19 protein-coding genes and 2 tRNA genes are annotated in these 15,898 nt (G+C 38.7%); 9 read left to right on the top strand and 12 right to left on the bottom strand.

Annotated elements, in window-relative coordinates:
• Positions 1–12: 12 nt before the first annotated feature.
• Both QXS89_03455 and QXS89_03450 read left to right on the top strand, forming a co-directional pair.
• The gene (locus QXS89_03455; GenBank protein MEM3831231.1) at positions 13–549 is read left to right on the top strand and encodes a cob(I)yrinic acid a,c-diamide adenosyltransferase; all 537 of its coding nucleotides are present in this window, start codon (positions 13–15) and stop codon (positions 547–549) included.
• The gene (locus QXS89_03450) at positions 546–1,415 is read left to right on the top strand and encodes an N-glycosylase/DNA lyase (GenBank protein ID MEM3831230.1); all 870 of its coding nucleotides are present in this window, start codon (positions 546–548) and stop codon (positions 1,413–1,415) included. Before QXS89_03455 ends, QXS89_03450 begins: the two co-directional genes overlap by 4 nt.
• A 115-nt stretch (positions 1,416–1,530) precedes the next feature.
• Here the strand turns inward: QXS89_03450 and rtcA are convergent, their stop codons facing one another.
• From rtcA to QXS89_03425, 5 genes are all read right to left on the bottom strand, one after another.
• Complete coding sequence (gene rtcA / locus QXS89_03445; protein ID MEM3831229.1) at positions 1,531–2,598, bottom strand: RNA 3'-terminal phosphate cyclase; 1,068 nt, start codon at positions 2,596–2,598, stop codon at positions 1,531–1,533.
• A gap of 2 nt (positions 2,599–2,600) precedes the next feature.
• The gene (locus QXS89_03440; protein ID MEM3831228.1) at positions 2,601–3,122 is read right to left on the bottom strand and encodes a nicotinamide-nucleotide adenylyltransferase; all 522 of its coding nucleotides are present in this window, start codon (positions 3,120–3,122) and stop codon (positions 2,601–2,603) included.
• A 14-nt stretch (positions 3,123–3,136) separates the two neighbouring features.
• Positions 3,137–3,961 (bottom strand): SAM-dependent chlorinase/fluorinase, encoded by an 825-nt coding sequence (locus QXS89_03435; GenBank protein MEM3831227.1) that lies wholly within the window; start codon positions 3,959–3,961, stop codon positions 3,137–3,139.
• Entirely contained in the window at positions 3,954–4,499 is a 546-nt protein-coding gene (gene cyaB, locus QXS89_03430) for a class IV adenylate cyclase (protein ID MEM3831226.1), read from the bottom strand. The genes QXS89_03435 and cyaB overlap by 8 nt, the downstream gene beginning before the upstream one ends.
• 112 nt (positions 4,500–4,611) lie before the next feature.
• On the bottom strand, positions 4,612–5,643 hold the full coding sequence (locus tag QXS89_03425; GenBank protein MEM3831225.1) for a GTPase: 1,032 nt from the start codon (positions 5,641–5,643) through the stop codon (positions 4,612–4,614).
• Positions 5,644–5,714: 71 nt separating this feature from the next.
• Here QXS89_03425 and QXS89_03420 point away from each other — a divergent pair.
• From QXS89_03420 to QXS89_03410, 3 genes are all read left to right on the top strand, one after another.
• Positions 5,715–5,813 (top strand) — tRNA-Cys (locus QXS89_03420).
• Positions 5,814–6,046: 233 nt separating this feature from the next.
• Positions 6,047–7,969, top strand: coding sequence for a S16 family serine protease (locus QXS89_03415; protein ID MEM3831224.1), 1,923 nt, complete (start codon positions 6,047–6,049; stop codon positions 7,967–7,969).
• Between the two features lie 167 nt (positions 7,970–8,136).
• Positions 8,137–9,102 (top strand): hypothetical protein, encoded by a 966-nt coding sequence (locus QXS89_03410; protein MEM3831223.1) that lies wholly within the window; start codon positions 8,137–8,139, stop codon positions 9,100–9,102.
• A gap of 26 nt (positions 9,103–9,128) precedes the next feature.
• On the opposite strand, the gene QXS89_03405 is transcribed toward QXS89_03410, so the two are convergent.
• The 3 genes from QXS89_03405 to QXS89_03395 all read right to left on the bottom strand — a co-directional run bounded on the left by QXS89_03405 (position 9,129) and on the right by QXS89_03395 (position 11,625).
• A complete protein-coding gene (locus tag QXS89_03405) occupies positions 9,129–9,359 on the bottom strand; it encodes a ribbon-helix-helix protein, CopG family (protein ID MEM3831222.1) in 231 nt (76 codons plus the stop codon).
• An 88-nt stretch (positions 9,360–9,447) separates the two neighbouring features.
• Positions 9,448–10,608 (bottom strand): NDP-sugar synthase, encoded by a 1,161-nt coding sequence (locus tag QXS89_03400; GenBank protein MEM3831221.1) that lies wholly within the window; start codon positions 10,606–10,608, stop codon positions 9,448–9,450.
• A 90-nt stretch (positions 10,609–10,698) separates the two neighbouring features.
• Positions 10,699–11,625 carry a malate dehydrogenase gene (locus QXS89_03395; protein ID MEM3831220.1) on the bottom strand — a complete coding sequence of 309 codons (927 nt, stop codon included), beginning with the start codon at positions 11,623–11,625 and terminating at the stop codon, positions 10,699–10,701.
• Between the two features lie 214 nt (positions 11,626–11,839).
• Here QXS89_03395 and QXS89_03390 point away from each other — a divergent pair.
• From QXS89_03390 to QXS89_03375, 4 genes are all read left to right on the top strand, one after another.
• Positions 11,840–11,928, top strand: a tRNA-Met gene (locus QXS89_03390).
• Positions 11,929–12,443: 515 nt separating this feature from the next.
• The gene (locus QXS89_03385; protein ID MEM3831219.1) at positions 12,444–12,839 is read left to right on the top strand and encodes a hypothetical protein; all 396 of its coding nucleotides are present in this window, start codon (positions 12,444–12,446) and stop codon (positions 12,837–12,839) included.
• Between the two features lie 8 nt (positions 12,840–12,847).
• Positions 12,848–13,342: an adenosine-specific kinase gene (locus QXS89_03380; protein MEM3831218.1), complete on the top strand. Its 495-nt coding sequence runs from the start codon at positions 12,848–12,850 to the stop codon at positions 13,340–13,342.
• A gap of 377 nt (positions 13,343–13,719) precedes the next feature.
• On the top strand, positions 13,720–13,998 hold the full coding sequence (locus QXS89_03375; GenBank protein MEM3831217.1) for a hypothetical protein: 279 nt from the start codon (positions 13,720–13,722) through the stop codon (positions 13,996–13,998).
• A gap of 31 nt (positions 13,999–14,029) precedes the next feature.
• Here the strand turns inward: QXS89_03375 and argF are convergent, their stop codons facing one another.
• Genes argF through albA form a run of 4 tightly spaced genes read right to left on the bottom strand, consistent with a single transcriptional unit; the run spans position 14,030 to position 15,864 of the window.
• The gene (gene argF / locus QXS89_03370) at positions 14,030–14,968 is read right to left on the bottom strand and encodes an ornithine carbamoyltransferase (GenBank protein ID MEM3831216.1); all 939 of its coding nucleotides are present in this window, start codon (positions 14,966–14,968) and stop codon (positions 14,030–14,032) included.
• Between the two features lie 42 nt (positions 14,969–15,010).
• Positions 15,011–15,184 carry a 30S ribosomal protein S27ae gene (locus QXS89_03365; GenBank protein MEM3831215.1) on the bottom strand — a complete coding sequence of 58 codons (174 nt, stop codon included), beginning with the start codon at positions 15,182–15,184 and terminating at the stop codon, positions 15,011–15,013.
• Between the two features lie 10 nt (positions 15,185–15,194).
• A complete protein-coding gene (locus QXS89_03360) occupies positions 15,195–15,551 on the bottom strand; it encodes a hypothetical protein (protein MEM3831214.1) in 357 nt (118 codons plus the stop codon).
• A 19-nt stretch (positions 15,552–15,570) separates the two neighbouring features.
• Positions 15,571–15,864, bottom strand: a complete 294-nt coding sequence (albA, locus tag QXS89_03355) for a DNA-binding protein Alba (GenBank protein MEM3831213.1) — start codon at positions 15,862–15,864, stop codon at positions 15,571–15,573.
• Positions 15,865–15,898: the final 34 nt, after the last annotated feature.

The raw sequence follows: 15,898 nt of genomic DNA, 5'->3' as shown, positions 1-15,898 counted from the left end.
GGCATGCGATCTATGAAGAAAGTTCATTTAGGAGATGAAGGTTTCACATCTATATTCTATGGAGTCAAAATCCCCAAAGAGGATCCTCTAATAGAGCTTTTGGGAGAACTAGATGAGCTGAACTCTCTCATAGGTTTTGCAAGGAGTGTTGAAAAAAATAGTATGATAAACGATCTTCTGAAACAGATCCAAAGTCTTATATTTAGAATGAGCAGAGATCTAGCAATACCTGTAGATAGACTTGATAATCCACTCATATCTAAAGAGGATATTGATATGATAGAGAGAAAAACCATAGAGTTATGGGAGAGTATTAGAGAGCCTAGATTTGTATTCGTATATCCTACAGGTTCCCAAGCTGCTTCAATAATTCACGTTGCTAGAAGTGTCTGTAGAAGAGCTGAGAGAACTGCTTCAAAACTCTATCATGATGGTAGAATTAAAAACATATATCTGGTTCTACTGAATAGACTTTCAGATCTTCTCTTTGTATTAGCTAGATACACTAATCAAATTAATGGTTTCAGTGAGGAGTTCTGGAGTCCATGAGAGTAAGAATATCTAGAGAAAGAGCTAATGAAATTGGAGAATTCTTCAGAAGACATGGAGAAGATATTATAACAGCATTCGAGATAAGAGATCCTCAGTATAGAGCTCTAGAAACACTTTATCAGACTCTCAACGATTGTAATTCTCTAGCACTTCTTACTCTTCTAAACGCTCTAATCTCATATAACCTATCTTCAACAGGAGAAGAGTATTGGTGGGAGTTCGCTAGATATGAAAACTTCAAACATTATACAAGAGATCCTGAGAAGCTCTGGGATTCTATGAGGAGATTCCTTCTAACATCTAGAGGAAATACTATGAATAGAGAACAAAAGCTTAGGAGACTATCAAGAGTTCGAGAAGAAGAATTCCATATAGAATTCTATGCAATGGCTGATGAGTATATGAGAGATCTGAGGAAGCTTGTTGATAGGCTCTCAGAAATTATGAGGCAGAGTTCAGATGATAAAACGATCGTTTTTACAGCAAAAATGTTGTATTATGTCTCCAAGATATGTGGTATTAGAAATCCTATTATGGAAGGCATTAGAATACCCGTAGATCGGAGGGTTGCATCTGTAAGCTACACCTCAGAACTTCTAGAGGTTCTAGCTCCCGGAAATCCTATAGAGATTATATTTAGAGAGAAGGAGAAAGCTTTAGAAGCATGGGATATAGTGTCTAGTATAAGTATGATCCCTCAGATAAGACTAGATTCAGTTATTTGGATCATGGGTAGATATGTCAGAGAAAAAGATCCTGTGCAGAGAGCTGTGAGAGAACTCGAAATAATACTCGGTAGAGAGATTAAGAGAGATATAATATTAGAGTTAGCACATCAAATGCTTAGAAGAAGAATAGAATGAGATGAAATGCCGGGGGAAGACCCAGCCAACACCCACTCGCCCGCGGTCACGCGCGGGGTTTGTCGTGCGGCTGAGATCCCTGTAACATATTTTATAAGCTTACTTAAAAATTTTCCTAGAACATCTTAGCAATACCTCTTACTGTTAGTTTGAATGGTTTGTTAAGACTTCCATCATACTCTATACGTGCTTCCGGTATTATCTTCTTCGAGATCTCTATAATGGTGTATGCGTGTAGTGTGAGCATGGAGCCTGTCACCATGCTCACACCTTTCGCGAGTATAAGATATGGAATTATCATATCAGACATATGTCTATCCAGAGCAGCTCCTGTTGAGAGGTCTTCGAAGAGAATTCTAGCGGCACGCTCACCTACCTCCTCAGCTCTTCTATCTCTAGCACCTAGATAATCTGATCCTAGTATGCTCTTCTCAGTAACAGCCCATAGAGCTATACCAGAACCCGGGCCTAAATGAGGATCTTTATCCGGGGGGTATGCTTCTATACTAATATTTATAGGAGCATCTATTCCAAGAGATCTTAGTTTATCAGATGCTGCTTGAGCCTGCCTCTCAGCAACATGCCTAGGAAGTCTTACAGCATGGCTTACTCCTCTGACCTCTATTATTCTTCCTCTTTCTATGAGCTGAATACTTTCAAAACCTCTAGGACAGTTTCTAATCTCAGCAATAACCTCACCACCACCTTTAGGATAGTGGCCTCTTCTAAAGATCTTTAGAGAAACGTCATACCCTAATCTTCTTATGAACTCTATGAAAACACTATTAAAATAATCATAAGTAGGACTCCAAGGAACATCGGTGCCTCCTCTAATTCTGATCTTGGAGGGCTTGTCTGCGAACGCTAGGACTGGTAGAATACTCTGAAGAACCAGCGTCGCAGATCCGGCGGTTCCTATATCGAAAGTATACTCTCCTCCGTATATTCCGGAAGGTTCGAAAACAATCTCTGTAGACCCTATCTCAACCCCCTCCGCATGTCCTCTTGTTATAGTCTTGAGAGCATTAACAACTGTAATATGCTGTCTCTGAAGACCTGGGTTATCTCTTCTAGCTCTTATATTCGTGATCCTGATCTTCTCACCTACTATAGCACTCAGTGCCAGAGAGTATCTGAGTATCTGGCCTCCTCCTTCTCCAAAGCTTCCATCTATCTCGATCATTTCTAATCAGCACCGGATACCTCTTTAATTCTCTCAACACCTTTGATCTCGTCTATGATTCTTGATACTGCAGGAGGAACTCTATCTCTCCACGATCTATCTCCTGCTATCATAAGCATTCTGATCTTTGTAGAAGAATAGAAATCTCTCTTATATGCTGGAGGAATTAAAACCTCGTATCCAGCCTCCTTGAATAATCTTATAACGAGAGGATTCCTGCTTATACCATAGTTGAATGGAGGTGTGAATATTCTCATGTATTGAACCCATGCTGAGTTCATTAGAACATCTGGTAGAGGTATGATATATATTCTACTCAGATCTATTTTCTCTTCTTTCAGAGATTCTCTGATCATAAGGATTCTCTCACCAGCTGTGAAAGGATTCACAATAGTATGACTCTCTTGAGCGGTTCCAATCACTATTATAAGCTCGTCAACTTTCTCTAGAGACCACTTAATAATCTCTAGATGCCCGTAGTGGAATGGCTGGAATCTTCCTGGAAAAACTCCTCTTACAGTCAAGAGAATCACCTGAGCTATATTCTTATCCAGATCTCATCTCCTTTTCTAGAATTAGTCTTTCTAGAGAATGATGACATGTACACCGCGATCTCTATATACCCCATGCTACCAGGATATATGACAACCTCACCAGGCTTAGCAAGACTGAAGCTTTTCTGATAAACAGCCTTATAACTCTCTACGCCTCTGACCCTGATCTGGTACTCTTGAGATTCCTTAAAACCTCCTATCATCTCCTCTACCTCACTTACTCTACATCCTGTTACTATGTTTCCAAATCTATCTATATACATCACGCTAGTCTTAATCCACTCGCCCTCTCTGGAGCAGTATCTTGTAAGTCTACTCTCATTAAGATCTTTAAGATCTATTATTCTACCAAATTCAAGAGGATCTATTCCAAGAGATAGATATGCAGCTACAGGTGCGAATATATCTCTACCATGGAATGTAGTTGAAACAGGTTTTCTATAGAACCTACTATTACTTAGTTCAATAACTCTCTCAACACCGTCATCTTCTGCCGCAGGCCTTAGAACACCGTTATCAGGTCCTATGAAATAGTATCTCTTACTCTCGATCATTATAGCTCTTCTACTCGAACCTACACCTGGATCTACTACAACAACAAAGATACTACCTTCAGGATATTCTCTATATGTTGTAAGCAGTATATATGAAGCCTCTGCAATATCATATGCTGCTACTTCATGAGTTATATCTATGATTCTCGCGTTAGGATTTATAGATAGAATAACACCTTTAATAGCACCCACATACGGATCCCTGTAGCCGAAGTCTGTTATCAGAGCTATGATATCTGAAACCTTTCTAGGCATAGCCTCTCTCCTCAAGCCATAGCTCTAAATAGGATTTAACTATGTAATCTCCTGTCACACCTACCATAGACCTGAATCTTTTGATATGCTCTATGAGTTCCTCGGGCTTGCTAATACCTTCTACCTCTATCTCTACGAAAGATCCTATATCTTCTACTCTGTCGAGAAAGATCTTATAATTACCTAATCTGTAGATTCTTCTGATTTTCCTTATAACATGATCTTTAAAACCAAGTCTTCTAAAGATCTCTATTATTATGTAAGGATCTGAAACAGCTGTGGTAAGTTCTTCTCTAATCTTCAGATCCTTTCTAACTCTAGGTCCTTTATAAGTCATCTCCCCCCGCATGCTTGTCTTATTACTTCTAGAGATTCTAACTCTAAGAGCTTCATCTCTCTCCCTAAGCTTGATACATGGATAGAGATCTATATAGTGATCCTCCTCGAAAACCTCCTCCTCAAAAATAGCTCCAAGTTCTTTTAGAGATCTTTCCACACGCTCTAGAGATTCTACTCTAAACTTAGCCTCAAACTCCATATACTCCTACCCATATTGAGATAAATTACCATAATATTTTTATACCACCAAGAGGTATATACTCCTACTAAAAGAAGATTCTCCTCTAACACTAGCATTTAGGAGAACGGCTCTAGTGTTGCTCTAGTACTCTTCTAATAAGATCTTCTAATCCTAACTTCTTCAGAGCACTGATCCTGAGTATAAAATCTTTGGAAAACCCTCTTTCCAAGATCTTCCTCTCAACTTCAGATATCTCATCCTCGCCAGCTATATCGATCTTGTTGATACATATTATAATATCCCTCTTCCCAGAGATCTCTCTAACAGTATCTAGAACTCTTAGCTGTTGTTCTAATGTGTAGTAGAAGTTCTTCCTAGGATCCAGTAGAAATACTATTTTATCAGCCAGATGTTTTAGAGAGTGTACAGCTCTAAGTTCTATCTGATTCATCTCCTCTACAGGTCTATCTAGAAGTCCTGGAGTGTCTATGAACATGATCCTAATCCCAGAGCTTTCATCTATATAATGTCCTGCTATTATGTTCTTGGTTGTAAAAGGATAGTTAGAGATCTCTGGTCTAGCTCTTGAGAGAGAGCTTAGAAGAGTTGACTTACCTGTTTGAGGCATTCCACTTAATATAACTTTAAGAACCTCCTCTTCTATGCAAGGCATTTTAGAGATCTCTATCAAGATCTTTTTCAGAAGATCTATGTCTCTAAGCTTCCTCCTAGCAGTAGAGAGAATCCTACCTATAAACTCTCTAGAAAGTCTTCTTATATCATTAGACGCAGAAGCTCTCCTGATAGAGTCTCTATAGATATTATAAAGTCTTCTAGATATACTAGCCACGCTCCTACACTTCTCTAGAATCTCATCATATTTACCTTCATAGAAGCTATTAATAAGATCTCTGTAGAAAGGATGTATATCATTACTTCTAGGAAGATCTGCACATCCTGAGATCATACTACTAAATTTGTTATAAGCAGATCTAATCTTAGCGAGATATCTAGCTTTAGCTCTTTCGAGAGAATCTCTAGAATACCGCGAAGAACTCCTACCTCTTAGAAAAGCCTCTAACACACTCTCTCTAATCTCATCAAAACTATACACTCTAACTCCTTTAATTCTTCTGCTAAAGCAGTAGCTCATGCTAACCATAAGCTACATTACATGATGAGGATTTAAGCAATGAAAAGCAAAAATACTCTCACAAGAATATTATTATATGGGCCGGGGTGGCCGAGCGGTCTAAGGCGGCGGGCTGCAGTGGTTGTGAAAAATACCGCCTGAAACCCGTTTAGTCGCGGGTTCGAATCCCGCCCCCGGCTCCTATCTCTATGATTTTTAGCAGAGATCCTTTATACATCATGAGATATTCATCAATATAGTTCGATTATAACTCTCTGTGGAATTAAAGTTTTTTGTAATCTGCTGGTTTTCGTAGGAGGTTTTTCAAGAGTTCATTTTCTATTTCTGAGTAGAACAATCCTTTAGAGGAAGTTCACCTAAGGTGAGTTTTAATTATATAGGTGGAGATAGTTAAAAATGAGGGGGATCTTTCGTGGGTGTAAGGATCCGTGCTAGAACTATTCCTATTATAACCCTCCTCTTATTAATCGTTCTAAGTATTCAGCCCTACTCTGCTACCACTATCTGTTCTATAGGTTCGAGAAGCATATACCTACTAGCGGTAGCCCAGGATCCTAGTAGTGGAAGATATTATGGTGTGGCTACCGAGGCTTACATATCGATGATCCCTGGAAATGGATCTATATATATATCAATAACTCCTGCATCTCAAATTGATATGCAATCATCTCTGAGCATAGGAGCTCTCATAGCATCATATCTCTCAGGAGTAAGTCTAGAGAAATATGATATCTTGGTTAGAATTGCTTCAGATACCCCGGTGGTAGGAGGGCCTTCAGCTAGTGCTTTCATGAGTATAGCAGTACTCTCACTACTTCTCAACCAGAGCATCCCGAGAGACGTGGTAATGACAGGGATGATAATGCCTGACGGGAGTATAGGACCTGTAGGAGGAATTCCAGAGAAGCTTCAGGCTGCTAAAAGTGTTAATGCGAGTATTATGTTAATACCATACGGCCAAGCTGTCTCAACAGATCTTAACACTGGTAGACAGGTTAATGTCATAAGTGAGGGTATGAACATAGGCATTAAGGTTGTTGAAGTGAGAGATATATATCAAGCTGCGCAGGTATTCGGCTTAAATATATCTATTCCATCACCAGCTCAACCATCTCTAGATCTTGGAATTAGAGATTTTATAAGAGAGTGGGCTTCTAATCTCAGCGTAAAAGTCAGAGATCTTCTTGCCGAGGCTAATGCTTCTATAAATAGCATGCCGAATCTTCTTAGAAGCGTTTTGTCAAGCTACTATTCATCTGCTCTCACCTCTATAAGTAGAGCTGAGCGTGAGTTTGCATTAGGAGACTACTACTCAGCAGCATCTGACTACTTCTCGGCAGGTATTATGCTAGACCTCATTGTATGGGCTGATCGAGTGAATAACAATCCTTCACTCTATGAAGATCTGTATAAGTATGTAATGGGTAACATGAGCGCTGCAGAGAATCTATATAAATCTCTGATAGATAGAGTAAAATCCAGAGGATTTGTGTATCTCTCAGAACTCACGCTGCTAAATGAAATAGCTTATAGGGTTTATGATGCAAACGTGACAGCGTCATCGCTACCTAAGCCCGGTTCAAGTATTCTAACAATAGACACACTTTATAGAGCTGTATACAGTCTTTGGAGAATAAATAGTATCTATGATTGGGTCTCTTTATATCAGAGTCTTCATCCTTCAGGAGATATGATAAGCCTCACATCATTAGAGAGATCTTCTCTCACTCTTGCTAACTTCCTTCAGACAACATTTACCTATCTCTCATCGCTAGGTGTTTTCAGCTCTTCTCTATCAAACATTCAGCAGATGATCTATGATATATATAGATTCATAGGTTCCGGAGATCTTATCATGGCAAACTCTATATCGATCCAGGCATCAGCTTTGAGTACAGCCATCATGCACCAGCTCTTTACAACTAATATAACAGATACATCAATCATAGTAAGAGACCTCGCATTAAGATACTTAGGAGATCTGCTTTCAAAAGGTGGTGATATATCTCTACCATCTCTCTATATAATGAGAGGAGATAGCATTCAAGGTTCAGATCCTAGCAGTTCAATATACTACTATGAACTAGCTATAATGAACACCTTCTGGTACATAATACTTGAAAGAGCATTAGGAATTCTAAGTCCTTCTACATCATATGAGATAACATCTACACAAACAATTAATACAACAATCACATCGCAGCCTACACAGATCACAACTCAGAGAATATCAGATCAAGAATCTCTCATAAGAACTCTGTTAATAGCTTCAGTCATTGTAGTAGTTATTCTATTCCTGTTATACAGGAGGATCTCAGCTCGAAGACATACATAATCTAACTGTTGTAGTTGTTATTTGATAATACCAGTTTTAACATGCTATTCCAATACTGTTTAGAGTGAAGATTCTCATACCAGATCCTTTTCCTAAGATTCATAGATTCCGCCTTGAAAAAGTAAATAAGAGTCTAATAGGATAAAAGATAGTAAGAGGCTTCTCCTATGAGATCGAGAAAAAATACTGTGGCTGTGATATCTCATGAAGAGGATATAGATGGTCTGGCTTCAGCTACTCTTCTACTGAGATTCTATAGAGAGTCTTCTATTATACTAACAAACTATCACAAGATGAAATGGGTTCATGCTGTTAGAAAAGTCCATGATCTCTGCAGATCTTATAAGAATCTAGAGTTGTTTATCTCGGATCTCAATCTAAAGCCTTGGATGCTGGAGAAGCTTGATAAAGGGTTGGAAGAATGTTCTGAGAAAAAAGTCTACTGGATAGATCATCATGTGTGGGATGAGGAGAGCTTAAGACTAGCAGAGAAACTAGGCTATGTAAAAACCTACGGAGATAGAGAGCATACATCTACAGAGCTTGTAGCAAGATTTCTCGGAGTACATGATGAGGTCGTGGAAATTCTATCGGAACTCTCAAGAGATTCTGACTATGGATTATTTAAGAATCCTCTTACAGAACCTCTCACAGATCTCATAAGATACATAGTTTATATAATGAAGAGAAAGAGTAAGCTTCTGAAGATAGTGAGAAAATTCTCGAGAGGTATTATCTGGGATTCTTCAATGGATTTCACATGGGAGAGTGCTATTAGATACAAGGCTAGAGCTTTGGAGAAAGCCAGAGAAAATCTTTTTCAGACGGAGATTAAAGGATGCAAGATCTTATTCATATTCTCAGATCCTATTCTCTCATCGAAGATACTCTTAGAAAGAATCGGAGTAGGGATAGAGTATGACATAGCTTTCACAATATATTCAAATGGTTCGATAACAATCTCGAGAAAAAACAACCTTATAGACTGCTCATCTATCGCTAGAAGACTTGGAGGAGGAGGGCATGTGTACATTGCTGGGGCTCAGATTAGTAGTAGGATTGTCAGAGATAGAGACAGAGTATTAAGAGAGATCCTATCAAAGATCCAGGAAGCTATACCAAGATGCAGGTAATATACGATTAACTATAAGTTGAGTTGCTATATTGTTATAGAAATATATCTTCTTCTAAATCCTTCATTACTTTCGTTATTACTCATATTCATGATCCTACTCTTATCACTATCTTTCTTTTCAAAACCATTATTCAGCATTATTTTCAGAGCACTTCTTATAACCTCTGATCTGTTCATCCCCATCTGGAGAGCATATCTATCCAGTTGATTCAAAAGATCTTCTTTCATTTTAACAGTCACAACCTTAACACCCATGTAAGCACCCATAATGATAGATTTCGAGGGAGAATACTTCTTCTAAGCCTATAATGATCTTTAGTAGAGGGATTGCCGAAAATAATCTCTATAGCACTATAAAACCTGGATCCTCTTCAGGTTTGGTGTATTTAATTTTTCGTAGACAGAGGTCTTCTGATATCTCTTTATATGGTAGCACCATTGTTTTTGGTGGCAGGCATGAGAGTTCTCTCACATATACAGAACTTCCCAGCACGCTTTCCTCATATATTCTAACCCATCTACCTATATAACTATCCTCACCTACTATAGATCCTCTAATAATACTATGCTCATCTATAATGCTTTTTCTCATTATCATGGACTCCTCTACATAGGCTCCTTCTCTTATCTCTGAGTCAGACATTACAATAGTGTTTCTCCCTACAACAGCGTTATCTTTTATAACGACGTTTCTACCTATATACACAGGATCCTGTACTATAGCTCTAGAGCTGATCCTGGCAGTAGGATCTATATAAGATCCTCCTCCGGATAGAATTTTTAGAGCCATTAGATTTGCCCTGTAATAATCTCTAGGAGTTCCTATATCACTCCAAATACCCTCATATATGTAAACATAGACGTCTCCCGCACTAATGATTCTAGGTAGAATGTCTTTAGCTATGCTAACCTTACCAAATCCCTCGCTACTTATTCTCTCAATAATAGCAGAAGCCTCTTCAGAGATCACATAAATACCCGCATTAACCAGGCCAGCCACGCCTGTAAGCTCTCTAGGCTTCTCAATAATCCTCTTCAGAACACCCTTCTCAGAAACCTCTAGAAAACCATATCTGCTCACATCAGAAACTCTAGTACCTGCTATAGTCATCAGACCTCCTCTTCTTAGGTGGAAATCGTATAACTCTTTATAAGAAGCTGTCGTGAAGAGATCTCCATAAGATATTATAACCGGATAGCTCAAGCTGTTTCCAAGATTTTTAATAGTGTATGCTAGAGCTCCTCCATCCCCTGAAGGTTTTTCCTCGATTACATATTCAACCTTAATATCATTCTTAACCCAGCTATTCCTCACATGACTCATTATAAGATCTGCCATATTGTATAGCGAGAGGATAATCCTTGATACATTATTATTAACCATATTATCATAAGCCCAGTCGAGAAGAGGTTTATCAAGAATAGGTAAGAGAGGTTTCGGCTTAGTAATTGTAAGAGGTCTAAGTCTTGTAGCGAAGCCGCCGGCAAGTATTATGACATTCATTAATTAGAATCCCGAGACATATTAAGAAAGAGGGTTATTTAATCCTAAAATGGCGTGTTAAAAAATCTCTGGATAAGAACTATGAGATCACTACTCGAGATATTTAGCGGGAACCTGAGCTACATTGTCTCTAATAGCTTTAACAGACTCCTCGAATAACCTCTTCTCCTCAGGATCTAGTTCTATCTCTATAATCTTCTCAACACCTCTTCTACCTAGAACCGCTGGCACGTTAACGCAGACATCTTTTAAACCGTACTCTCCTTCTAGACATACACTTGTAAGAAAGATCTTCTTCTCATCTTTTTTAATAGCTTTCGCCATCAGCATGAGACCTGCTCCCGGTGCATAAGATGAGCTATAGCCTCTTAACTCTATGATTCTAGCCCCTGCTTTTATGGTTTCACTTACAACCTGCTGAATCTCTGGAGCACTTAGAAACCTTCCAAGAGGAGCTCCAGATATAAAGCTATATCTAGGTAGTGGAAGCATTTTCTCTCCATGCTGACCTATCACCATAGCTTCAATACTTGATGGAGCTATACCAAGTCTTGTTGATATATAATACCTCATCCTACCAGAATCTAGTACACCGCTAAATCCCATGACCTGGTTTCTGGGAAGCTTGCTAGACTTATAGAATACATACACCATTGCATCAAGAGGATTGGTCGTTAGAATAACAGAAGCTTTAGGAGCATACTCAGCAACCTTCTTAGCAATATCTCTAACAACCTCAGCATTCTTCTCTACAAGCTGTTCTCGAGTCATTCCAGGACCTCTGGGGAAACCTGCCGTCACCAGCACTATATCCGAACCACTTATATCCTTAAAATCTGTGGATCCATAAACTCTCACACTCTTACCCAATATAGATAGAGCATGAGACAGATCTAAAGCCTCTCCTTGAGCTCTCCCAGGAACTACATCTATCATGACAACATCGTCCAGTTCTTCATAAGTTATATAGAGAGCGGCTGACGTACCAACCCTACCAGCTCCTATGATAGCTATCAATAAGGTTCACCAATAGATAAGTAACATTAAGAAAGTTATAAATAAGTTCTAACCCATTCCTCTTCTAAGAAAATTAAACTCTATATACCTATAGAAAAAGCTTTAGATTTAAATCTCCAGCAAACAGATTAAAACACCACCTTAAAGACTTATCCAAGACACCTCATACTACATCTATAACCTTAAAAACTCTACTGCACAATTAGATTATGGTGCCGCCGTAGCTCAGCTGGTAGAGCACCGGACTCATACGGCTAGACCTGAGAGATCCGGGGGTCGCGGGTTCGAATCCCGCCGGCGGCATACTACTTTGCAAGTTTAGTTTAACTGTTTTGGTTTATATTGCTTTATGTTATTCTTCTTGATTGTCATGTGTACCTTATTTTTAGTGGAGATATTCTATCTTCTTCTTATCTCTTTTCAGCGGGTATTTCAATAGAAAGCTATAACTATGATTCTATATAAAGATAAAGCTTATAATCAGCTGTGAAGCTCTTGAGAGAAGACTGATGGTTAGCTATATTAACTTCAATGAACATATCATCAGCTTGCCCGAGATGTGGAGGCAGATTAAAAGATAATAGCGGTAGAATACTACAATACACTAAACACGGTTTCACAGGTGATAGAGATTTTATCACGTGCATCAACTTATTCTTAAGATACCGATGAAAATTTGAGCGGGTACAGGGGAGCAGGGGTGAGGCTATAAAATCAACTATAAACCTGCGTCAGAGCTGAACCCTTATTAGAGTATAGAAGCATTAGAGAGTTCTTTTTATCTGGCTAAGCCATTATTTAGTTGCAGAGGGGTTTAGATGAGCTTTAGGATTAGAAAACTCCCGAAAGATGATAGGGATATGCAGGATATCGTGAGAGAGGTGCAAGAGAGAGAAGCTGAGGATCATGTTCATGAGCATTCTCACGAGCATGAAGTCGAAGAGCATCACGAACATGCTCATGCGGAGGTGAGAGGAGTATCTTCAGAAGATCTCATTAATGCTCTAGTACATGTTTTAGAGCATCAATTAGGAGAACTAGCTCAGATCAATGAGAGGAGTTCAAGGATCTCTAGATCTATAGAGGATCTGGTTCAATCTATGGAGGAGATAAAGAATCTTCTCAGAAGTCTTATAAAACTTCAGATAGCATCTCTGACCGACAATAGAGAGATCAAGAGAAAAATTATAGAGGACGTAGCAGAATTGTTATAGGGGTTGAGATGCCTGAGATCAAAAGGTTCGAAGTTATTCAAATACCTATACCCGAAAACACCAACGTTATCATAGGACATTCTCATTTCATAAAAACAGTAGAAGATATATACGAAGCTCTTGTAACATCCGTACCTGGAATAAAATTTGGAATCGCATTCAATGAAGCAAGTGGTAAGAGACTCGTGAGAATAGATGGAAACGATGAGGAACTTATAAAACTGGCTAGTGATACAGCTCTGAAAGTAGGAGCAGGACACTTCTTTGTGATATATATTAGAAATGCATGGCCTATAAATGTGTTGAATAGACTCAAAGATGTTCAGGAGATCGTGAGAATATATGCTGCTACAGCAAATCCTCTTCAAGTAATAGTAGCAGAAACAGATCAGGGTAGAGGCGTTATAGGAGTTGTAGATGGTTTCACACCTTTAGGTGTTGAGAAGGATGAGGATGTGAGTGAGAGGAGGAATTTCTTGAGAAAGATCGGATATAAAAAATAGTTGGAGGCTGGATATCTATATCTCAGAAATTCTCTAAGGCGGATCTGATACTTCTCAGGAGGATCTCTTATTCGCATGAGGTACTAGACATAGATCTTCTTCAGGTAGTAGAAGTAGTAAAAGATCTGGAGATAAAAACTTTAGATGAAACAGAGAATATTATTGATACCGGGAAAATCATCCAGGATCTAGTAAAGAATCTTAACAAGATCTATGATTATGCTCTGTTGATTCTTAGAAGAGGAGGTATAACCGTGAGATATATGTATAGAAATAATAGTAATACTACAAGGCTCCGATTCACAGAGATACCGCTTAGAGTATACGCGATCGGTTTCTTATGCGATAGCACTATTTCCAAGAATTTTCTGCATAGTATGAATGTGGCAGATGAGAATATCAAGTGGATCAAGCTCTCTGAGAAAGAAGAATATTACATATTTACAGGAGATCTGAAGATCAAAGATGAAAGATGTGAGAGAGGGCTGATTATATTAAATACAGAAGTGGGAACAAGAATTTTTATACCTGAGAAAGAGATAGAAGCAGAAGTTTCTAAGAGAAAATCCAGAGGCGAAAGATCCTCTACAAAAACTAGTAAAAGTAAGAGGTCTAAGAGAAAATCTAGAAGAAGAAAATCATCTTCAAATAAATAAAGAGATCTGATACTTAGATCTCTTGATTGTTTCACCTTATTACAAGAGCTAGTATGGCTTTCTGTGTGTGTAATCTGTTTTCAGCTTGATCCCATACAATACTCTGAGGTCCGTCTATAACTTCGTCAACTACCTCTTCTCCTCTATGTGCTGGCAGGCAGTGCATGAATACTGCAGTACTCTTGGCAAGACTCATAAGCTTCTGATCAACTCTATAAGGCTCTAGATCTCTTAGCCTCTTCTCTCTCTCACCTTCTTGACCCATTGAAACCCATACATCTGTATACACTACATCAGCATTACTCACAGCTTTTCTAGGATCCTCTGTAATATTTATACTCCCTCCAGATATCTCAGCAAATTCATACGCCTTATCCAGTATATACTTCGCAGGTTGATAACCTGGTGGGGTTGCAATCCAAAAATCTACTCCAAGCTTAGAGCCTATTGCTAGAAGACTGTTAAGAACATTATCACCTCCATCGCCTACGAATGCTATCTTAAGACCTTTGAATCTTTTGAATTTCTCGTAGATCGTGTAGAAATCTGACACTGCTTGCACAGGATGTTCTTCATCGCTTAATCCATTTATAATAGGGATTCCAGAGTATCTAGCCATTTCCTCCAGCACACTCTGCTTATAAACTCTGGCAACAATACCGTCAAGATATCTTCCAAGTACACGGGCTGTGTCAGCTACGCTCTCTCCTCTTCCCAACTGCAACTCGTTCCATGACATGTATATGGAATCGCCTCCTAGTTGTTTTATAGCTACTTCAAAGCTTACTCTAGTTCTCGTGCTGGGTTTCTGAAATATCATTCCAAGAACTCTTCCTGGTAGGATGTTTATGATTTTTTCACCTGAGTAGTAGCGGGATTTCATTATCGATGTGGTATCGAATATCATGTAGAGCTCCTCTAAATCCAGATCAAGTGCTGATATAATGCTCTTACCTTTCATACTCTTCATAAAATCACCACTATGAATTTACTCCAGAAAAGCTTATTTCTCTTATCTTCTCACAGGTTCTGTATAATGGCATTTACCGCAGTACCATCTCTCTCCGCCTGAATCCTTATAGTATCCCATAACAGATCCGCATCTCTTGCAGATCCTATTCTTCAGTTTTATGCCGCTCTCTGTAATTATATATAATGAGGATCTGAATCTTTTGCTCTTAGGCATGTTATCTCACCTACTTCTTTTCTTTTTCTTTGCTCTTCTTCTCCGGATTTTCTCTTATTAGCAGGTGTTCTGGCTCGTATTTCTTAAGAGTATCAGGATCTCTATATATCCTCGCTAATATTTTAGAGCTTCCTCTACCATATGATGTATCTATTCTTCTAATGACTATGAGATCCTTATTAACATTATAGATCTTCGATAGAATCTCTTTAACACTCTGTCTTGAGGGAGTTCCCTGGCCTACGTGTTCTATCCTAGCTTCTATCTCTAGCCTTTTTAGAAGCTCGTTATTCTTCTCAGAATGAATGAATACGATACTTCTCTCATCTATCTTAAAGCTTTTTAAAGATTCTCTTTGGCTCGTCATAAGCTTATCCATCTCAAGACTAGCTCTTTATCTCTATATGGATCTCTATTGTAGAGACTCTCACAATTCTTCCATCCTGGGTTTTAACTTGGTCGCTTCCTATTTCAATTTTCTTGATTTCTATTCTATCTCTTAGAAATCTCTGCCTGAGAATTTCTACCGCGTCAACGGCTTTTTTAATAGCTCTTCCTCTAGCTTTTATAATGATCGACGTAAGTCCTTGGCTGTTCATCTGTAGAATTGCAAGTACATAGTTCATCACAGGCTTCTTACCCACTAGCACTGTATTTACTGATGGAGGTTGCAATGACATTCTCAATCTCCTCAGATACCTCTGCATCAGGGTT

This window comes from Sulfolobales archaeon (assembly GCA_038881635.1).
Lineage (GTDB): Archaea > Thermoproteota > Thermoprotei_A > Sulfolobales > AG1 > WYEN01.
The sequence above is the reverse complement of the archived record's forward strand: the minus strand, read 5'-3'. Positions and strand labels throughout refer to the sequence as shown.